This window comes from Sphingobium sp. MK2 (genome assembly GCF_040170545.1).
GTDB lineage: Bacteria > Pseudomonadota > Alphaproteobacteria > Sphingomonadales > Sphingomonadaceae > Sphingobium.
In genome coordinates this window covers 16146-33363 of the sequence record NZ_JAZDXA010000007.1, presented here as the reverse complement: position 1 = coordinate 33363, position 17218 = coordinate 16146, and the positions used below count along the sequence as shown (strand labels likewise).

The window sequence follows — 17218 nt, the reverse complement described above, 5'->3', positions numbered from 1 at the left end:
CTTAGTCATGGTTATGGAAAGTGTGGCCACCATCATGGCTGTGTGCGCCACCGCCGTCATGACCACCCCTGGCATAATGTTGTCGCAGCAAATCGACCCCATAGTCCCCGCCATTGGGCGCACGCGCGATCGTATGGACATGGAAGCGCGCGGGCTCCTCATTTGCCAGAAAAATGCCGCTATGATGGTCGAGTTCAAGCAACGCCACTGGGCTATGGATGCGGAAATAGAAGGGATTGACCTCATCGGCTTGCCCGATCCAGGCGAAGTGCGTCCGATCAAGATAGCGTTCGATCTCGCTGAGGCGCGCGCCGAAAACCCCGTCAGGCAAGGCATCGATGAAAACATCCGCCAGATCGAGCAGCGCTCGGCGCTGATCGGCGTTGAAATTTCGAACCGACACGCCCTCATAGGGGACAACGCGGTTATTCTGGAACGCACCGCCGACCTGGCGGCCATCGTCAGGATGATAGCGGCCTTCCGGCTGATCGGCCGTGAGCATCGATCGGTAAAGGATGGCGGCCTTCTGGTCGGACGGCGAAAGCCCGTGGAACAAGGCGAGCGCGCGCTGTTCGTGTGGTTCGAACGCACGCCTGCGCGTTCCACCATGGTCGTGGTCGGGTTCCAGGCCCATGAAGACCGGGGACAGGACCATCTGCCCACCGACGAAGAAACAGTTGAGCGCAAGATGATGGCCAAAAAATTGCCAGCCCCAAGGATCGCTGGTCGATGGGGTACCGTAGATCGCCATGGAGAAGGACCATTCGTTCAACAGATCGGTCAGATTGTTGAGTTCGCCCAGCAGCCGGTTATTGTCCATAATGCCGCGCGTACGTTCGTAGCCCCGGCTCGATAGCGAGGCTCGGACCAGTTCCAGCGCCCGCTCCCGCTGATCGTGGGTCATTTCCAGCAATTCCATCTGGTCCGGACGCAGCAGCAAGGGGGTGTTCTGCCACTGGAAGCGATAACGCGAATCCAGCGGGAAATGCACGCGCGCACGCGCGCTGCCGTCTAGCGAGTCCAGCCAGCGCATTGCCGCCTGTGCGGCGGACGCAACAGGCGCAGCATTTGGTTTCAGCCCATAAAGCCCTTGTATCACATGCCCGTCGCTCGAAATTCCGCGCACGGGCTCCTTCGACAATGGCCCCCACATTCCCAGGAGACGGTCGAGAAATGGCGGATAGTCGAACATGTCCATTCGGGCATGTTCTTTCGAAATGCGTGGAACGGCGTTCGGATCGACATAGTGCTCATAGCCGAGCATGGTCATGAGATCGCTCCTTTCCTGCCGCAAGCGAACCGTTCGGCGGTTGTTTCCTCCACTCGATCCGGCCGTCGCGCCACTTCATCCTCTTGCCCAGCGGGCATAACGTCCGCAGCGCGCATAGACAAGTGTTACTGAGAGATTCTCACTTGATCATGAAACGGATGCGGGATGGCGTGTGAGCCAAGGTTCGGAAGACCACTATCGGCGTCGGACGATTAGATCGCGCACGCCTCCGCCCGCTCCCTCTCTTCCGCGTTGATCCGCTCGCATTCCTGCTCGACAACGCTGAACGCCTCCCACAAAGGCAGGCCGAGCATCGCCAGTGTATGCGCCGAAGCTTGCCGGGCAAGGAGGCGTGAATCGCAGCCTGGCGTGTACTGGCGCAGCGCTCCGGCGACCAAAGCACGGCAAAACGCCGCGCCGAGATCGACGTCCGCAACGCCAAAGCGGCCCACCGTCCTGCCGCGCGAAACATGTTCGAGCAGCTTGTTATGCAGATTTTCATGCGCACGGTCCGGGTCGATCACCACGCGCAGCATGATGGTACGCATGCGGGGATGATCTTCGTAATAGCGCAATACGATAAGCGGGCCACGAGCCACTTGCGCGGCTGGGTCATCGCGTGAAACGCTTTCGATCTGGGCAACCACGCTTTCGACGACGGCGTGAGCCACCTCCTCCAGCAGATGATCCTTGTTGCGGAAGTGGTAGTAGAAGGCCCCGTTGCTGATTCCCAGTACGCTGGTAACCTCCAATACCGAGGTTGCTTCAATGCCTTTTTCCGCGATCAGGCGCAGCGAAGTATCGATCAGTGCGCGTCGTGTACGATCACGCTTGTCTCTGGCCTTGTCCCGTCTCGTACGGTCACTGCATTCATTTGTCTGGATTGCCTGCTCCACAGGGCAGAAACATGCGCTCGTCCGCGGAAATTTGTCAAGGGATGGGGCCCTTCAAGTGTGTCCGTCGATAAGCGCCGTTTCGCCATGCCTTGACACAGGAAGCCCGCACTTTAAAAACCACGAGCATCTCAAAAAAACCTTCCCATGATCATCCTATGAGAATGTGGGAACCAGAGAATGATCTGATAGAGAAATGCCTGGAAGTAGAGGGAGCGGGACAGCATGAAAAGTAGGACAGCGCGCCTTCAACGGAGAATAGCGCGCGCCACATCGATCATGCTTCTTCTATCGGCCGTGCCGGCTGCCGCACATCCGGGCCACGACGCCATGGCAATGGCAGATGGGCTGTTGCATCCGCTGACGGGGATCGATCATTTCGTTACCATGGTTGCGATCGGGTTGCTCGCAGCCCGGCAGATCTCCACCCGACTCTTTGTGCTGCCGCTTGCTTTTGTGACAATGATGGCGCTCGGCATGCAGGCGGGTGCCGTTTCCTTTGGAAATGGCGCGGAGATTGCCATTGCTGTCGGCCTGTTACTGACCGGCTGTGCGCTACTGATCGACCAATCATTGCCTGTGTGGGCGGTCGGCCTGCTCGCCGGCAGCGCTGGGCTGTTCCACGGCATGGCCCATGTCGGAGACAAAGGCGGCGCTGCCTTGCAGCCAAGCTATATTATGGGCGTGCTCATCATGACGATGCTGCTGCATGGCGCTGGTGCCGTCGCTGGACGGCATATGCTGCGCCTGCCAGTGCGTATGGCGTTGCATGGACGGCGTATCGCCAGTCTGGGCACCGCCTGCACAGGCCTGTTCATCCTGATGGCCTGATCCGATGGCTTGGATCGTGCCGTGGATTAACTGCGCCTTCCCGAACCGCAGCAGATTGACCTCTGCCCTCCCCTCCCAAATCACCGATAGGGGTCAGTCATAATCTCTGGGCTGGGCGGGTACGTCTTTTTAAAGCGGGGCTTAAACAAACCCAGCTCACGAAGGTCGCCGCAAGGCGAAAATTACGGAGGACATCAAAAATGGATCTTGGGATTCGGGGAAAAATCGCACTCATCTGTGCATCGTCACAAGGGCTTGGCCTGGCATGCGCCCATTCTTTGGCAGGCGAAGGCGTGAATATCATCCTCAACGGTCGCGACGAAGCCAAGCTTGCAAAGGTCGCGGACGAACTTGCTGATTATGGGGTAGAGGTTAGGACGATTTGCGCTGATCTGATGACGCAAGAAGGACGCGATGCAATCATCGCGCAGGCAGGCGATATCGATATCCTCGTCAATAATAACGCCGGTCCCCCGCCCGGACATCTCAAGGACTGGGACCATGCGGCTTTGCTAAGCGCAATCGAGGCCAATATGATTCCCGCAGTGCTGCTCATGCGCGCCTTCATTCCGGGCATGCGTGAACGGAAGTTCGGGCGGATCGTCAACATCACGTCCGCCATGGTCAAGTCGCCGCATCCACTGATGGGACTTTCCACGTCGGCCCGCGCCGGGCTGACCGCCATTTCCAAAGCGATTTCGCGCGATGTCGCGATCGACAATGTGACGATCAACAATCTTCTGCCCGAACGGATCGACACGCCCCGCCAGGAATTCATGGCGCAGCGGATCATGGCGCAACAAGGCATTGATCGCGACGCTGCGCGTCAACAGATTGCCGATACCGTCGCCGCCAAGCGATTTGGCACAACCAAGGAATTTGGGGATGCTTGCGCCTATCTTTGCAGCGCGCAGGCTGGCTTCATATCCGGCCAGAATCTTCAGGTCGACGGCGGCAGCTACGAAGGACTTATCTGATTTCCGGTGAATCCGCGCCGACCGCCCTTGCTCAGGCGTATATCTGGCCAAGGGGGTCGTGCGGATAGGCAAAGGGTTTGCGAACATCGGCCATGTCCGGCGGCAACGGGATTTCATGTGTGTTGAGCGTCATCGCAACCATGGTGTAGTAGCCGACAAGCGCAGTCAGTTCGACAACGCCGACATCGCCAAGCCGCTTTCGGGCGCTGTCATAGGTCGCGTCGGTGACCGAATTGAGCTGGTTAAGCTCTCGTGCAAAGGCGCACACCACCGCTTCGTCGCTGTCACCTGCAATCGGCTCCCCACGCTCCAGCATGTCGATCATTTCATCGGCAAGCCCGGCCTTGCGACCTTCGATCGCATGCGCGATCCATTCGAGCGAGGACCGGCATGATTGCGCCGTCACCAGAATGGCAAGTTCCGAGAGCTTTGGCGGCAGCGACGTGGAATAGCGGAGCAACGCGCCCAGACTCTGCCAGCGATCGGCAAGTTCTGGATTGAGAAGCGCGGCGCGGAGAGGACCGGCCAGCCTGCCACGGGGTCCGCTGACGATCCTGTCGTGGACGGCCGCCTGTGCGGGCGTCATCGTTGAACGCTCCGGTAACTTGATCCTTGCCATCAATGCCTCTCATCCATTCCGCGCTGCGTTCGCGTCCTGCCTGTGCCGTAAGCGCGGTGAGCGTCGCACATTCGCCAGCTAACATACATAAAACCAACTTTACAGATGTAATTTCGACTGAGAAAATCATTGTCAGTCGCAATCGCGAAAGTCATCAACGGTCGACCACATTGTCGACTTCAGCCAACAGCCAGTCAGGTGCCGTCAGTTTCAGCCGGTCGAGGACCGGAAGCTTCAATGTGACCAGCGGCTTTATGAAACGCGATACAGCCATGGTGGCGGGGTCCGCCCCTTCCAGGAGCGCCGCCGCCATCGTGGCCGCTTCTCCCCACACGCGCTCGAAATCGGGATGGAAGCTCGCGACATGAGGGAAGGTTCCAGAAGGGTCTCCTCCGATGCTGGGAATGCCGTGCGCGATGGCGGCTTCGGCTATCCGGTCACCGCCATGCCCCAGCAATTCGTGCGGTCCCAGCAGGATGGCCTGCGCACCGTCGGCCGCCAGCGCAGCCACGACATCCCCAAGCATTTCGCGGTCGACACACTCCCGATCCAGGATTTCCGCACGAAATATCTCGCCCGCATAAAGCATGTTGCGACGCGCGGCGGCGGCCGGAGCATAGCCCAGATTATAGAGATAGCCGACACGTTCAATGGCTGGATTCAGGGCGCGAAGCAGGCGCAGTTGCGCCGATTCGACGCCGGGAACCCATGTCACGGCTGTCAGGTTACCGCCCGGCCGCTGCACATTTTCCACCAGGCCGGAGCCGACAGGGTCCATAGACCAGCAGACTATCGGAATACGCTGCTCCCGCGTTGCCTCTATCATCGCAAGATCAGCGTTGGTCATGAAGGAGAGTACGACATCGGGGCCCCACCCGACGATCTCATGAGCCAGGGCTTGGGTGCGCGCCTTGTCGCGATTGCCGAAGAAGCGTCGATATTCGGCATTGTCGCCCGGACGGTAGCCGAGCCTGACGAGATGCCGCTCCGCCATGTCGAGTTGGGTTCCATACCCCGGAACATCCGCCGCATAGGTGAACATAGCGATACGGGCAGCTCGGCCTGAAATCCTGGCTGAAACTTGAACCGGCTGGTGTGACATATCGCCCCCGACTAATGATAAACTGCCGAATATTTCTATCTTATTGAACCATGGATCGCATACCCCATAGTCGCACGGCTTCTTCGCGAAGCGCAGGCAGGATTTCGGTCGCGAACAGTCGCATCGTCCGGCGAACCCCGGCGGTCGGCGCGCCTGCCTGCCGGATATTGAGCCGGATATGCGTGATCAACCCGCGCTCGCCGCGCACCACGCACAGATAATGGTCGCGGATTTGGCTTACGGTGCCGGCAAGCGGTACGGAAAATGGCCGGGGCTTTTCGCCCGCAGCGGCGGCGATACCAAAAGTAGCATTTGCGCCGCGAGTCGCTTCGCGAATATCATCCGGGGTGAAGACATGGCGCGGCGGCACTGATCCGTCGAGGTTCGTTCGCTGGCCATATTGGTTGCTCACCCAGGCGCAGGCCTCGGCGATCTGATCCAGAGCATCATCCTGGCTGTCGCCGATACTGACGATGTCGCTGATGCCAACCAGATAGTCGCGCGGGTCGCGACCGTCCGCCTCCGTGATGCGCCTATATTCTCCGGTAACGTCCGGCGCGATCAGGTGATACCCCCTTTTGGCGGCGCGGGCGACGCCCTTCGGTCCGAAACCACCCCATGCGATCGGCACCGGCGACTGGACGGGCTGCATCACCCAGCGAATGCCGGGAATGTTATAATATTTTCCGTTCCAGTGAAACTCCTCGTCGGGCGGGCTGGCATAGCATTTCTCGATGAAATCAATGATTTCCCATGTGCGGCCGAACCGCTCAACCGGATCGATGCCAAAGGCCTTGAATTCCTCGATCTGGGACCCAACGCCAACGCCTATTTCAAGTCGGCCTCTTGACATGATATCAAGCGCAGCGAGATCTTCGGCCAGGCGCAGCGGATTATGCAGGGGCGCGCAGATGATAGACGTGCCGATACGAATCCGGCTGGTGCGCGCGGCGATGTCGGCCAGCAGCATGATAGGCGTGGAATGACCGGCGCTATGCCCAAAATGATGTTCCGCAACATAGTAGCCGTCGAAGCCCAGTTCTTCCGCCAGAAGGGCATCGTCGACATGATTTGTCCAGCATTCGGCCGCCGTTTCGCCCAGGTCGGCACGAACCGTTGGCCCGACAGAGATTGAAAAGCGCATATTGAACCCCTCCCATGGACTTCCGGCGGACTTGGCGTCGACCGTTATGGACATCCCCGCCAGCGCATGAAGGCACTAAACGTTATTTAACTGCTATATTGACATTTTCAACGGAAATTATGTGGATATTATGGCCGCGATCGTCGTTTAGATGCACGCGGACCTGTACAAAAATGACCATATATCGAACGAATGCTATGCCAGCCCACGTTTTGCTCGATAAAGGTCGTAAAGCCGACTTTAGGGTTTACACTATGGCGTCATCAATATAGTTCGCAAGAGCGCCGCTCAGCTTCTTGCATCGAAACGTTCGCCATCATAGCGGCGATGGGGAAGCGTGGGTACGATTTCAAAACGGGGTCCGCGATGCCGATTGTTTCTGAAAATGACGCACAATTTATCGATCAGCTCAACGCGACAATGGGCGCTGCGATGGCAACCATCACGGCGCGCGGCCAGACCATTCATGACATCGATGCCTATCGCTACCTGATGGATCAGCTTTTACCCATGCAGATGCCGACAGATGTGCCGATGGCGGATGTTGCGCAGTGGCACCCGCACATGGAACTGGCCGACGGAGTGACTGCGGCGGTCGCCATTCCCCATGGCGATGGCCCGTTCCCGGTGCTCGTTCACGCCCATGGCCATGGGCTGATGGCCGGGCATTCCCATGAATTCGAACCATGGATCCGTACGCTTGCCTCATATGGCTTCGTCGTCGTTTTCCCCGACTATTCGCACATGCCCGAAGCGCCCTACGAACAATTGATCGATGAAATGCAGATTGCAATCGACTGGCTTTGCAGCCACGGCGCGGCCATCAGGGCCGATCCGGCACGCATGGTGCTTGGCGGCGATTCTGCAGGCGGCGGATTGGCATTCGACCTGTTGCTTCGAAACCTGGCGCGCGAAGATGGCGCCCGCTTTCGCGCTTTCGAGGGAATGGACGGCAATGTCGATGGCCAGATCATGGCGCGCAAGGGCCATGCGTCCCTTCTCGACCAGTTGACCCAAGACACCAAGTTGCCGCCCATGATTTTGGTGGTCGGCACAGCCGATTTCACATTTCCGGCCCATCTGCGAATGGCGACCCGGCTGAACGAGTTGAAAAAGCATTTCGAATGGCATGTTTACCATGGAATGCCGCATGACTTTGCGAAATTTCCGAAAATGGAAATCGCGCAAACGGCAAATCGGCGAATGATGACATTTTTGCAGCGCGCGTGCGAATAGCGGCACCGCGATGGCCCATTCGATGAACCCGCACCAGTGAGAGGAAAAATTTGCGGTGAAATTTGAAACGCTGGAAATGACCATCGAAAACCGTATCGCGACGATCCTGTTGTCGCGTGCCCCTGTCAACGCGCAGAACCGGCAGATGCGGCTCGACCTCATTGCGGCGCTGGACCGCATCAACGAAAATGACGAAATCCAGGCCGTCATTCTGGCCGGTGCCGGAAAATGCTTTTCGGCCGGGGCTGACCTGAAGGAACGACCGCAGATATTGGCCAGTCCGGGCGGATATAGCGAACATAACCGCATCGTCCGCGAAGCCTGCGACGCTGTGCTCGAATGCCGCAAGCCGGTCATCGCCGCGGTTCACGGTGCGGCCATCGGCGCAGGCTGCGTCCTGCCGCTCGTTTGCGACATATTGATCGTCAGCGATGATGCGTTCTTCGCAATGACCGAGGTCGACTACGGGATGGCTGGCGGTGTTCGCCATGTCATGCGTGCGTTGGGGCAATCCAATGCCCGCATGATGATTTTCACCGCCCGACGCTTTTCGGGCGCGGATATGTATCGCATGAATGTGGCGTCGGTCTGCGTGCCGCGTGAAAGGTTGATGGCTGAAGCACAGCAGATCGCCACGGAGATCGCGGGCAAACATTATGAAGCCATACTCGCCGCAAAACGCTCGTTCGACTTCACCGAGGAAATGCCCCTTCGCAACGGCTATCGCTACGAACAGACGCAAACCGCAGCATTGGCCAGATTGCGTGAAACACAGGAAAATTTCGCCAATTTCGGGAAGTCCGACAAATAGTATAGCGTCGCTATCTTAAAAAGATGCGGGCCAGATTCTGACACGCAAGACCTCCACATAAGGGGGTATACGCGCGCAACACTCGTCTTTTATGCATGCGGAAATCCGTCGGCAACGAATTTCTCAAAGCATGGCTTTCTATACAATATTCCGGGGCTTATGCAGCCCCGGAATATTTAGATATATTTCAGAAATTCTTGGTCGCCCGAATGCCATAGGCACGAGGGGGATTGATCGTGACTGAATAGATATTAGAGCCATTTGGTGCCGCAGTCGTCGTCGAAAGACCACCTGTGTAGACTTTAGCGTTGGTGATATTGCGGACGTAGGCGGTAATTTCCCATGAATTCACGGGGGCCTTGTAGGCGATCTGCCCGTTCAATTGCGTATAGGAAGGCAACCGCCCATTCGGACCGAACACCGCATCTGCCCAGCGACTGCTGGCGTGCTGCAGATCAACCTTCGGCCGTATCAAGCCGCCACCTTTGAGACGGAACGTATGCTGATAGTCGAGTGCCAAACTCCATTTAGGCAGGCGCGGGAGCGATTGTCCTGAACAATCGACATCGACAGTGCCCCCCGTCTGCGCATAGCTGCAGCGTGAGCCTCTCGCCGGAAGATAGGGTGCTACACCCGACACTGGCTGCGCCGCGAGTAGGAAGTTGTCGTAATTTCCATCGGCATATTCTGCAAAGAAATGCAGCACGCCATCGGAAAAGGGACGCACGACCACATCGATGTTGGCACCCTGGATGGTGGATTCACCGGCGTTGAGGATGAAGCGTTGGCGGGCGATGCCGGAATTGCATTGCAGGTCCTGCTGGGTGGCAAACTGCTGGTTTTTATACTTCCAGTAGAAAGCTTCCATGTTCACCTGTAGCGCGCCCCCCAAGAAACGGTTGCGCAGACCGGCCGAATAAGCAGTCAAGTCTTCAGGTTCATGCTCTGTTGATGTTCGACCGCCGCATATGGAGGTGAAGGGCGAATAGCCACCAGCCTTGAAGCCGGTTGAGGCGGTCGCATAGGCCATCGAAGCTTCGCCAAGATCTGCCTCGACCCCGACCTTCCAATTTGTTCTGTTCGCCGTGAGATCGGAGATGTTGATCCGATTCCCAGAAAGGTTGATCGGTACGATCGGCGGTGCCCCGGTGCCAAGCTCGATCACGCCATCGACGGTCTCGGAGCTGTAACGAAGGCCGCCGATGATACGGATGCTTGGGATGATGGAAAAAGTCGCTTGGCCAAACACGGCCTTGGACACGGTGGTTTGGCCGGTTTGAGTAAAGCTGTAGACAGGGCCCTGAGCGGCTGAAAGTCCCTGATCCATTTTTTCGCGATAATAATAGCCGCCCAGCACCCATTTCAGCCTGTCGCTATTATTACCCAACCGTGCCTCGACTGACGTCTGCTTGGTCGTGGTAATCTCGGCAAACCGCAAGGTTGCCGAATAGGCAACCGTGTCCAGATAGGTGTAGCGATAGGCCGGCAACACCGTCAGCGTTGCAAAATCGCCTAGTCCCACATTGAGTTCTGCCGAGATATTGCGCAGGTCCGCATCGATATTGCGATCTGTCGGTGTCGGTATCGCCGGGCCCGAATTGATCGGATAGGGCCGCGGTGCCTCAGTGTTTGACCGCCATGGATCATTATCGAACACGGGCAGCACCGTGTTACCCGAACCGTTGCCGCCAATGTGCGACCCATCAAGGTTCAGCAGCAGCGAGAAGCGATCGCTTGGTTCGAACAATATCCTGGCGCGAAGCGACTTGGTCCGCTGATCCTGACCGCCGTCGGACATATAGCCGTCACGGTCAACCACCTGACCAGCAACGCGAATGGCGGCCTTGGTCCCCAAAGGGAGGTTCAGTGCGGCTTCCCCAGAGAGCAGGTCAAAGCTGCCATATTCGCCGGTGACATAGCCTGACACCTCGCCCAGCACCGGGCGGACAGTGATGACATTGACGGCACCGCCGCTTGCGTTACGTCCATAAAGTGTACCTTGCGGACCTTTCAGAACTTCAACACGCGCAAGATCGAAAAAGGCCGTCGTCGCACCAGAGGCACGGGCAAGATTGATCCCATCAATCGAAAAATTGACCGAAGTCGTATCCCGCGTGTTGCCGGCGGTGTCGCCAACACCGCGTATATAGACTTGCGGATTGACGCCGGTCGCGCCAACCATGACACCAGGCGCAACTGCAGTCAGATCTTGTGGTCGATTGACATATTGAAGTTCTTCTGGAGTCAGCACCTGGACCGCAAGAGATGACTTCTGCAACGAAGTTGCCCGCCGTTCGGCTGTAACAATGATCTCTTGATTTGCATGGGCGTCATCGACCGCCTCCTGCGCAATTGCTGTACCGCTTGTCATAGCAGTGCAAGCAAGCAACAGAGATATATTATTCCTAGTCATTATATTTCTCCCCTAATATTATAAGTTTTACCTTATTTATAATTTTAATGGCTGATTGCTTCTGTCAAAAATCTCAACACCAACGCATTAAATTCGTTGGATCTTTCGACGTTCGACAAATGGGCGGCGTCAAGCTGGGCAAAGCGCGATCCAGATATGGATTGGTGCAGGAATCTGCCTTCGGCCAAAGTCGTCGAAACGTCCCGTTCTGCTGCCAAAACAAGCGTCGGAGTCGTGACGGCAGATAGTAGATCGCGAAAATCGGCATCACGGATCGCAGCGCAGCAGCCGCCATATCCTTTTGGCGAAATCGCACAGATCATATGTCGCATGTCGTCGACAAGATCAGGATTGGCCGAAACAAAGCCTGAAGAATAGAATCGAGCTATCACCTCATCCGCTATCGCTTGCGTGCCATCGGACGAAACTGTCTCAATGCGGCGATTCCAGTTCGTAGCGACACCGATCCGTGCGGCGGTATTGGCCAAAACCAACGCCCGAACTCGCGCGGAGTGGTGAATGGCCAGCCACTGGCCGACCAAACCACCCATTGACAGTCCGCAGAACGCGAAAGAGTCGATCTCCAAAGCATCCGCCAGATCGAGAGCATCGCGACCTAACCGCTCGATCGTATAACTTCCGCTGGGCACCTGCGATCCGCCATGCCCGCGACTGTCGTAGCGCACAGTCTTGAAAAACTGGGAAAACGCCGCGATCTGCGGTGCCCACATATCCATCGTCGTGCCAAGGGAGTTGGAAAGCAGCAAGACCGGAGCATGTACCGGACCGTCAATGCGGTACGCGATGCTGCAATTATCGCTGGAAACCACTTTTCCCACAACACCCTCTCGCTGATTAAATCAATATTTCGCTAAAAGGTCATCCGGCCTCTTTTCCGCGAAAACATCGCTTACTTTGGAATATTCATTATATCCAAGACGAGCTATTGGATCCAATGACCCTATATCTATCAATCCATCTCTCAGGATATATTCTTCAATATGAACTCCAACTATTTCACCAATAACCATAATATTAGAAGAATTTGCCATAGTGCAGGGCAAATTCACGATCTCTATGACCCGACATTCGAAGGCGACAGGGGACTCTGCAACCCTCGATGCGCCGACAAGCCGACTAGGCAACTTCGTCAAACCCACCCGCTCGAACTCGTCCACGCCACGTTCAAAGTGCGCTGAACTTGCGATCATTTTTTCCCGCAGGGCGTAAGTCGCGACATTATGAACGAACTCACCCGTCTCGATCGCATTCGTTGCCGAGTCTTTCATCGGTCCGTCGACATGCGGGCCGTTGGAACAGAACATCAGCATTGGCGGCAACATGCCCGCGAGATTGAAATGACTATAAGGCGATAGATTATCTACTCCTGCTGCCGACCGAGTGGAAATCCATCCGATGGGACGCGGAACGACGCATCCCTGGATCGGATTATGCGGAAGGCCATGGCCGTCTTTTGGTTCGTAAAACATATTAGGTCAATTCATTGGTTGATGCAACTATAAACAACATGCAGATGCTACCCACTACAAGCGGCACCGCCAGCAAAGCGAAGTAACTGGCCCGGTCCCAGCCCAAGCCGATCAGCGCCCCCGCAAGACCAGGCCCAATGATCGATCCGAACCGACCAACGCCAATGGCCCAGCCCACACCAGTTGCGCGCACACCGCTTGGATAAACGCGCGTGGCCATCGCATAGAGACCCACAAGGCCACCATATGTGAACAGACCCATGACAAAGATCATCGCCATTAAAAGCACCAATCGAACGTCTGCGTCAGCCAGAAGGCCGAACAGCGCCATGCCCGCCGCGCCCGCCACGAAATAGGAAGCGATCAATCCCTTGAGTGAATGACGGGACGCCAGGATACCAAGAATCATCATGCCTACGCCGCCGCCCGCGTTGAGCACCACGCCGCCGAGTACACCTTGGCTGGTTGAAAGGCCCGCATCGATCAATACCGTCGGCGTCCAGCCGATAAGGAAATATAACGAGAGCATGCACGTCGCGAAGGCGAGCCACAGGGCCAATGTGGAACGCCAATGCCCGTTTGCGAACAGGGCACCGATCCGGTGCCATGACTGTCCCTGCACCTGCGGCGGCGGCAGGGCATCAAGCCGCGGCCGCCCCATCCGGTCCAGCGTCCGATTGATGCGGTCAAGCGCGCCTGTGGGTTGCCGCGCCGCAAGAAAGGCGATCGATTCCGGCAACCAGGCAGCAACCGCCAGAATCATCGCGCCGCCCGCCAGGCCGCCTGCGATGTAGACTTCCCGCCAGCCGCCGCCGATGCCCAGATAATAGGCCGTCAAAATGCCGCCTGCGGTCGCCCCGATCGGATAGCCCAGGTATAGAAAGCTGATGGCCAGGTCGCGGTGCCTATCGCTTGCATATTCGACGACGATCGTCGTCAGGCTTGCGAACAGCAGGCCGATGCCTGCCCCGGTAACGATCCGCGTCGCCATCAGTTGCGTGAGATCCTGCGCCAGACCGCTGGCCACCATGCCGATCGATATCACCGCCAGTCCGCCGATGATGGTGCGCCGTCGACCGACAATATCGGCAAGCGGGGCGAGGACCAGCGATCCGGCGGTCATGCCAAGCAGACTGGCGCTGATGAACGCGCCGATCCACGCGGGCGATGCATTCCACTGGCCGGCGATGACCGGCGCTGTGTAGGACGCCACCACCACATCGAAGCCATCGAACATGTTGATAAGCAAGCAGATCAGGACCGCCCGCAATTGGAAAGTCGACATCCCGTCCGGCTCGGCAGGCATGTGGAGTGCGCCCTTCACGGGCGGATCACTCCAACACTGTCACGGATTTCGACACGGGTACCAAATTCGACAGAACGATCGCGAACGCGCTCCAAGATGCGCTGCGCCACCGCGCCGCGCGCCAGACGTGGCACACCGATGTCGTAAAACGGGCCGTCAAACTTCATATCGACCGGATAGATCAGGATTTCCGCGATCCGACCGCCGCGATAGCGCGATACAGCGACAATGCTCTCAAAATATTCGCGATGATGGGCGGCCGGATAGATCCCGCCCGCCGCTTCGCTGAGCGTGATGACATCCTTGAGGTCCGGCTGGTATCCGGGCGTCTGGCGCGCTGTCGCCGTCCACAGATCGGCTTCCCAGTGCTGCGGCAGGAAGGGTTGCCGGGTGAACATGCCCAACTGGTAGAAGATGGGGCGGCCCTTGTAGATTTCGATGCCGCGCACTTCGCCTTCACCATGCGCGTAGAAGACGCTGGCACCATTGTCGATCGCCGTATGTGCCAGCGTCTTCAGGAAATCCGGGGGCGACGCCGACTTGCTCTGGGCGGACTTTGCATCTTCGGGTATCTGCCACTGGTGGGCATGGATGTTGGCGACGACGAAGTCGGCGCTATATTTGGCGTTGCGGACTTCACGGGCATATTCCGCCAGTTCGTTGCCCATAAAATCATAGTTGAAGGACGGCTTGTCGCCAGCGACATAGATATTGTCGTAAATTCGTATCTGGCCCGGACTTGCTTCAGACGAGATCGTCCCGCTGGTGATCGGCGAGAATCCGGGAAACATATAGGGTGCCTGTGCATAGGCGGCGTTGAGCGAGTCAAATGCCTGGCGCGGCAGGGTGATCCGTCGGCGAAGATGCAGCGCATTTGCGCCGGGCGACCCGGCAGAAATGTCACCGGCCGGCCGCGCGTCCAGTTCTGCATTGGCGGTAATACCGAGAATGGCCACGCGCCCCTTGGCCGATTCGAAATAGCCCGGACGCTGCGCCTCGCTTTTGTTTTCGCCCGCTCCGGCTCCGACGATCCCCACCCTTTCGAGTTGGGCCGTCGTCTCCCGCATCCCCTCCACGCCCCAGGCGGTGCTATGGTTGTTCGCGCGGTTGACGACATCGATTCCGATGGCCTTGAGATCGTCGGCAATCTCCGGCTTGCCGAGCGCCATGAAGTAAAGCGCACGCTTGTGCAGGCCGTCAGCCTTGCGCGGGTCCATCACCGTCATTTCAAGATTGCCGAAGGCGACATCGGCGCGCCGCAACACATCATATATCGCCTGTACATCGGTGTCGGCGAGGCCGGCAGTGGGCCGCGCGGCAACGATATCGCCGACGGCCGCGATAGTGAAATCCCCCCGCGTGGTAATTTTCAGATCGCGGGCGGGATCAACCACCACCTTGGCATAAGTGCCATCGGCATTTCTGAGTCGTGCTGCGGCTTCGGCCAGCGGTCGCGCCCTGCTGTCTATACTGGAAACGCCCGGCTCCGCTTCAGCCTGGGCGAGGGCGACCGGCGCAACCGCCACAAGAAACATAACGGTTGCCAGCCTGTTCCAACGCATGTCTTTCTTCTCCATTCTGGCCGGTCGCCATCAGTTCTTCATCATCGCGACAAGGAAAGGACGCATCATCGCGATGGCGCTGTCCGGGTCGTCGAGCACGATGGTCCCGCCCGAAATCCGCTCGATCCGGTTGGGGTTCTGGGTCATGTTGAGATAGAGGCCGGTCAGGGCGGTGTAGCGCCACATGATTTCGTCCGGTGCAAGATCCGGCAGAGTCAGCGCGAAAGCGTCCAGAAAGCGGCGGTGCAGGTCGGTGAAGGCGCGCTCGGCGATACGCTGCATAGCAGGCTCGTCCGACTGGGCGATCCGGCCGATCAGGCGAACATAGCGCGCCATGCCGGGGTCGCTGCTAAAGGCCGCGCGCAAACCCGGCACCATCCAGGCATCGACGATGTCATCGACCTGTGGGCGACCATCGCGGGAGAGGATGCCGTCGAGATAGTCGATCCGCAGGCTATTGAATTCGGCAAGTCGACGATCGACGATACGTCCGACAAAATGCTCACGTTCACGAAAGTGATACAGCATCAAGCTGTGGGTGACGCCAGCACTCTTGGATATCTCGCGCAAGGACACGGCAAAGCCGTCCCGCGCGAACAGCGTCTCGCCGGCGTCCAGCAATTTTTCGATGACAACGGTGGCCCCGGTTACGACGGATTCGCCGCTGCGCGTCCGCTTACTTCGTACCCAACGATAGTAGGTCGGGCGTGAAATACCCTGCCTCTCGCAGGCTTCCGACACGGAAAGGCCTTCGCGCACAAGCTGCTCTATCGCGTCCACAACAAGCGCGTTCATTGCCGTTCCGACCCTGCCTCTGGTCCACCATCACGCATGTCAGACATCCCCCAAGCCAACGATTGGCGCGCCCGGCTTGCCTAATAATTTGTCTTGTCCGGATGATCAAATATGTAACATTTACCGAAATGTCAATCCATGCTTCATCGGGAAGCCAATGAGCATGACCTCTGCGGACCGGACAGCGACATTCCGTACCGCGCGCCTAGCGCTGGCCCAATTTGGTTGCTGTTGTCAGAAGCTGAGAAAGCCTGTCAGGGCGCAGCCGCTCCCTTGCGGCGCTTCCGCCCGAAGCGATACCATAACCGATAGGCTTCAAGCACGGCCAGCGGGCCGAAATGGGCCAGGGCGGGACCGACCCCGCCCCAGTCGTGCAGTGCGGCCCAGTGAACAAGGGTCAGCGCTGCCGCACAATAGATCCAGCGTTGCAACGATTTCCACGACGCACCCATGCGCCGCACACACCAGTCGTTCGAGGTGATGGCCAGCGGCACGAAGATCAGGAAAGCGATCCAGCCCGTCCAGATATAAATTCTGGGCAGGTCGGACAGAACCGAGTCCAGTCCGGCCTTGTCGATCAGGTAGAATATAGTGTGCAGCACCGCATAGCCGAAAGCGGCCACACCCAGATAACGACGATTCCGCAGCAACCAGTTGGTCCAGCGCCTGCCCCGGAACAGCAGCGCCAACGGTGTCGCCATCATCGCGACAATCATAAACCGCGCGGAAAACTCGCCGGTTGGGTGCAGCAAATCATGAAATGCGCGCG

The 17218-nt window shown here is 58.0% G+C and carries 16 protein-coding genes; 4 read left to right on the top strand and 12 right to left on the bottom strand.

Annotation, left to right across the window (positions count from 1 at the left end):
• Nucleotide 1 precedes the first annotated feature (1 nt).
• Both V2I08_RS04420 and V2I08_RS04415 read right to left on the bottom strand, forming a co-directional pair.
• Nucleotides 2-1270 carry a DUF3500 domain-containing protein gene (locus V2I08_RS04420; protein ID WP_349633996.1) on the bottom strand — a complete coding sequence of 423 codons (1269 nt, stop codon included), beginning with the start codon at nt 1268-1270 and terminating at the stop codon, nt 2-4.
• Between the two features lie 212 nt (nt 1271-1482).
• Entirely contained in the window at nt 1483-2166 is a 684-nt protein-coding gene (locus tag V2I08_RS04415) for a TetR/AcrR family transcriptional regulator (RefSeq protein WP_349633995.1), read from the bottom strand.
• 222 nt (nt 2167-2388) lie between these two features.
• Here V2I08_RS04415 and V2I08_RS04410 point away from each other — a divergent pair, with 222 nt between their 5' ends.
• Together V2I08_RS04410 and V2I08_RS04405 are read left to right on the top strand one after the other, a co-directional pair.
• Entirely contained in the window at nt 2389-2994 is a 606-nt protein-coding gene (locus V2I08_RS04410; protein WP_349633994.1) for a HupE/UreJ family protein, read from the top strand.
• 200 nt (nt 2995-3194) lie between these two features.
• Nucleotides 3195-3971, top strand: a complete 777-nt coding sequence (locus tag V2I08_RS04405; RefSeq protein ID WP_349633993.1) for an SDR family oxidoreductase — start codon at nt 3195-3197, stop codon at nt 3969-3971.
• Nucleotides 3972-4002: 31 nt separating this feature from the next.
• Here V2I08_RS04405 and V2I08_RS04400 read toward each other — a convergent pair whose 3' ends face one another.
• The 3 genes from V2I08_RS04400 to V2I08_RS04390 form a co-directional block, all read right to left on the bottom strand.
• Nucleotides 4003-4557: a carboxymuconolactone decarboxylase family protein gene (locus tag V2I08_RS04400; protein WP_349633992.1), complete on the bottom strand. Its 555-nt coding sequence runs from the start codon at nt 4555-4557 to the stop codon at nt 4003-4005.
• A gap of 187 nt (nt 4558-4744) precedes the next feature.
• Entirely contained in the window at nt 4745-5632 is an 888-nt protein-coding gene (locus V2I08_RS04395) for an ABC transporter substrate binding protein (protein WP_349633991.1), read from the bottom strand.
• Nucleotides 5633-5732: 100 nt separating this feature from the next.
• On the bottom strand, nt 5733-6836 hold the full coding sequence (locus tag V2I08_RS04390; RefSeq protein ID WP_349633990.1) for an LLM class flavin-dependent oxidoreductase: 1104 nt from the start codon (nt 6834-6836) through the stop codon (nt 5733-5735).
• 192 nt (nt 6837-7028) lie between these two features.
• On the opposite strand from V2I08_RS04390, the gene V2I08_RS04385 reads away from it, so the two are divergent.
• Nucleotides 7029-8072: an alpha/beta hydrolase gene (locus V2I08_RS04385; protein ID WP_349633989.1), complete on the top strand. Its 1044-nt coding sequence runs from the start codon at nt 7029-7031 to the stop codon at nt 8070-8072.
• 55 nt (nt 8073-8127) lie between these two features.
• On the top strand, nt 8128-8883 hold the full coding sequence (locus V2I08_RS04380; RefSeq protein ID WP_349633988.1) for an enoyl-CoA hydratase-related protein: 756 nt from the start codon (nt 8128-8130) through the stop codon (nt 8881-8883).
• Between the two features lie 187 nt (nt 8884-9070).
• Here the strand turns inward: V2I08_RS04380 and V2I08_RS04375 are convergent, their stop codons facing one another.
• The 7 genes from V2I08_RS04375 to V2I08_RS04345 form a co-directional block, all read right to left on the bottom strand.
• Nucleotides 9071-11254, bottom strand: coding sequence for a TonB-dependent receptor (locus tag V2I08_RS04375; RefSeq protein ID WP_349633987.1), 2184 nt, complete (start codon nt 11252-11254; stop codon nt 9071-9073).
• Between the two features lie 86 nt (nt 11255-11340).
• On the bottom strand, nt 11341-12126 hold the full coding sequence (gene pcaD, locus V2I08_RS04370) for a 3-oxoadipate enol-lactonase (RefSeq protein WP_349634121.1): 786 nt from the start codon (nt 12124-12126) through the stop codon (nt 11341-11343).
• Between the two features lie 30 nt (nt 12127-12156).
• Complete coding sequence (locus V2I08_RS04365) at nt 12157-12786, bottom strand: flavin reductase family protein (RefSeq protein ID WP_349633986.1); 630 nt, start codon at nt 12784-12786, stop codon at nt 12157-12159.
• A 1-nt stretch (nt 12787) separates the two neighbouring features.
• Entirely contained in the window at nt 12788-14110 is a 1323-nt protein-coding gene (locus V2I08_RS04360) for an MFS transporter (RefSeq protein WP_349633985.1), read from the bottom strand.
• Nucleotides 14107-15654 carry a CapA family protein gene (locus tag V2I08_RS04355; RefSeq protein WP_349633984.1) on the bottom strand — a complete coding sequence of 516 codons (1548 nt, stop codon included), beginning with the start codon at nt 15652-15654 and terminating at the stop codon, nt 14107-14109. Before V2I08_RS04355 ends, V2I08_RS04360 begins: the two co-directional genes overlap by 4 nt.
• 30 nt (nt 15655-15684) lie before the next feature.
• Nucleotides 15685-16449: a TetR family transcriptional regulator gene (locus V2I08_RS04350; RefSeq protein WP_349633983.1), complete on the bottom strand. Its 765-nt coding sequence runs from the start codon at nt 16447-16449 to the stop codon at nt 15685-15687.
• 254 nt (nt 16450-16703) lie between these two features.
• The gene (locus V2I08_RS04345) at nt 16704-17165 is read right to left on the bottom strand and encodes a ferric reductase-like transmembrane domain-containing protein (protein WP_349633982.1); all 462 of its coding nucleotides are present in this window, start codon (nt 17163-17165) and stop codon (nt 16704-16706) included.
• Nucleotides 17166-17218 lie beyond the last annotated feature (53 nt).

What these genes read in the sequence shown, in the direction of transcription:
- V2I08_RS04345 (WP_349633982.1), bottom strand. Translation starts at nt 17,165, where the DNA reads ATGATTGTCGCGATGATGGCGACACCGTTGGCGCTGCTGTTCCGGGGC.
- V2I08_RS04355 (WP_349633984.1), bottom strand. Translation starts at nt 15,654, where the DNA reads ATGCGTTGGAACAGGCTGGCAACCGTTATGTTTCTTGTGGCGGTTGCG.
- V2I08_RS04350 (WP_349633983.1), bottom strand. Translation starts at nt 16,449, where the DNA reads ATGAACGCGCTTGTTGTGGACGCGATAGAGCAGCTTGTGCGCGAAGGC.
- V2I08_RS04405 (WP_349633993.1), top strand. Translation starts at nt 3,195, where the DNA reads ATGGATCTTGGGATTCGGGGAAAAATCGCACTCATCTGTGCATCGTCA.
- V2I08_RS04395 (WP_349633991.1), bottom strand. Translation starts at nt 5,632, where the DNA reads ATGTTCACCTATGCGGCGGATGTTCCGGGGTATGGAACCCAACTCGAC.
- V2I08_RS04420 (WP_349633996.1), bottom strand. Translation starts at nt 1,270, where the DNA reads ATGACCATGCTCGGCTATGAGCACTATGTCGATCCGAACGCCGTTCCA.
- V2I08_RS04375 (WP_349633987.1), bottom strand. Translation starts at nt 11,254, where the DNA reads ATGACAAGCGGTACAGCAATTGCGCAGGAGGCGGTCGATGACGCCCAT.
- V2I08_RS04410 (WP_349633994.1), top strand. Translation starts at nt 2,389, where the DNA reads ATGAAAAGTAGGACAGCGCGCCTTCAACGGAGAATAGCGCGCGCCACA.
- V2I08_RS04365 (WP_349633986.1), bottom strand. Translation starts at nt 12,786, where the DNA reads ATGTTTTACGAACCAAAAGACGGCCATGGCCTTCCGCATAATCCGATC.
- V2I08_RS04400 (WP_349633992.1), bottom strand. Translation starts at nt 4,557, where the DNA reads ATGACGCCCGCACAGGCGGCCGTCCACGACAGGATCGTCAGCGGACCC.
- V2I08_RS04385 (WP_349633989.1), top strand. Translation starts at nt 7,029, where the DNA reads ATGCTATGCCAGCCCACGTTTTGCTCGATAAAGGTCGTAAAGCCGACT.
- V2I08_RS04390 (WP_349633990.1), bottom strand. Translation starts at nt 6,836, where the DNA reads ATGCGCTTTTCAATCTCTGTCGGGCCAACGGTTCGTGCCGACCTGGGC.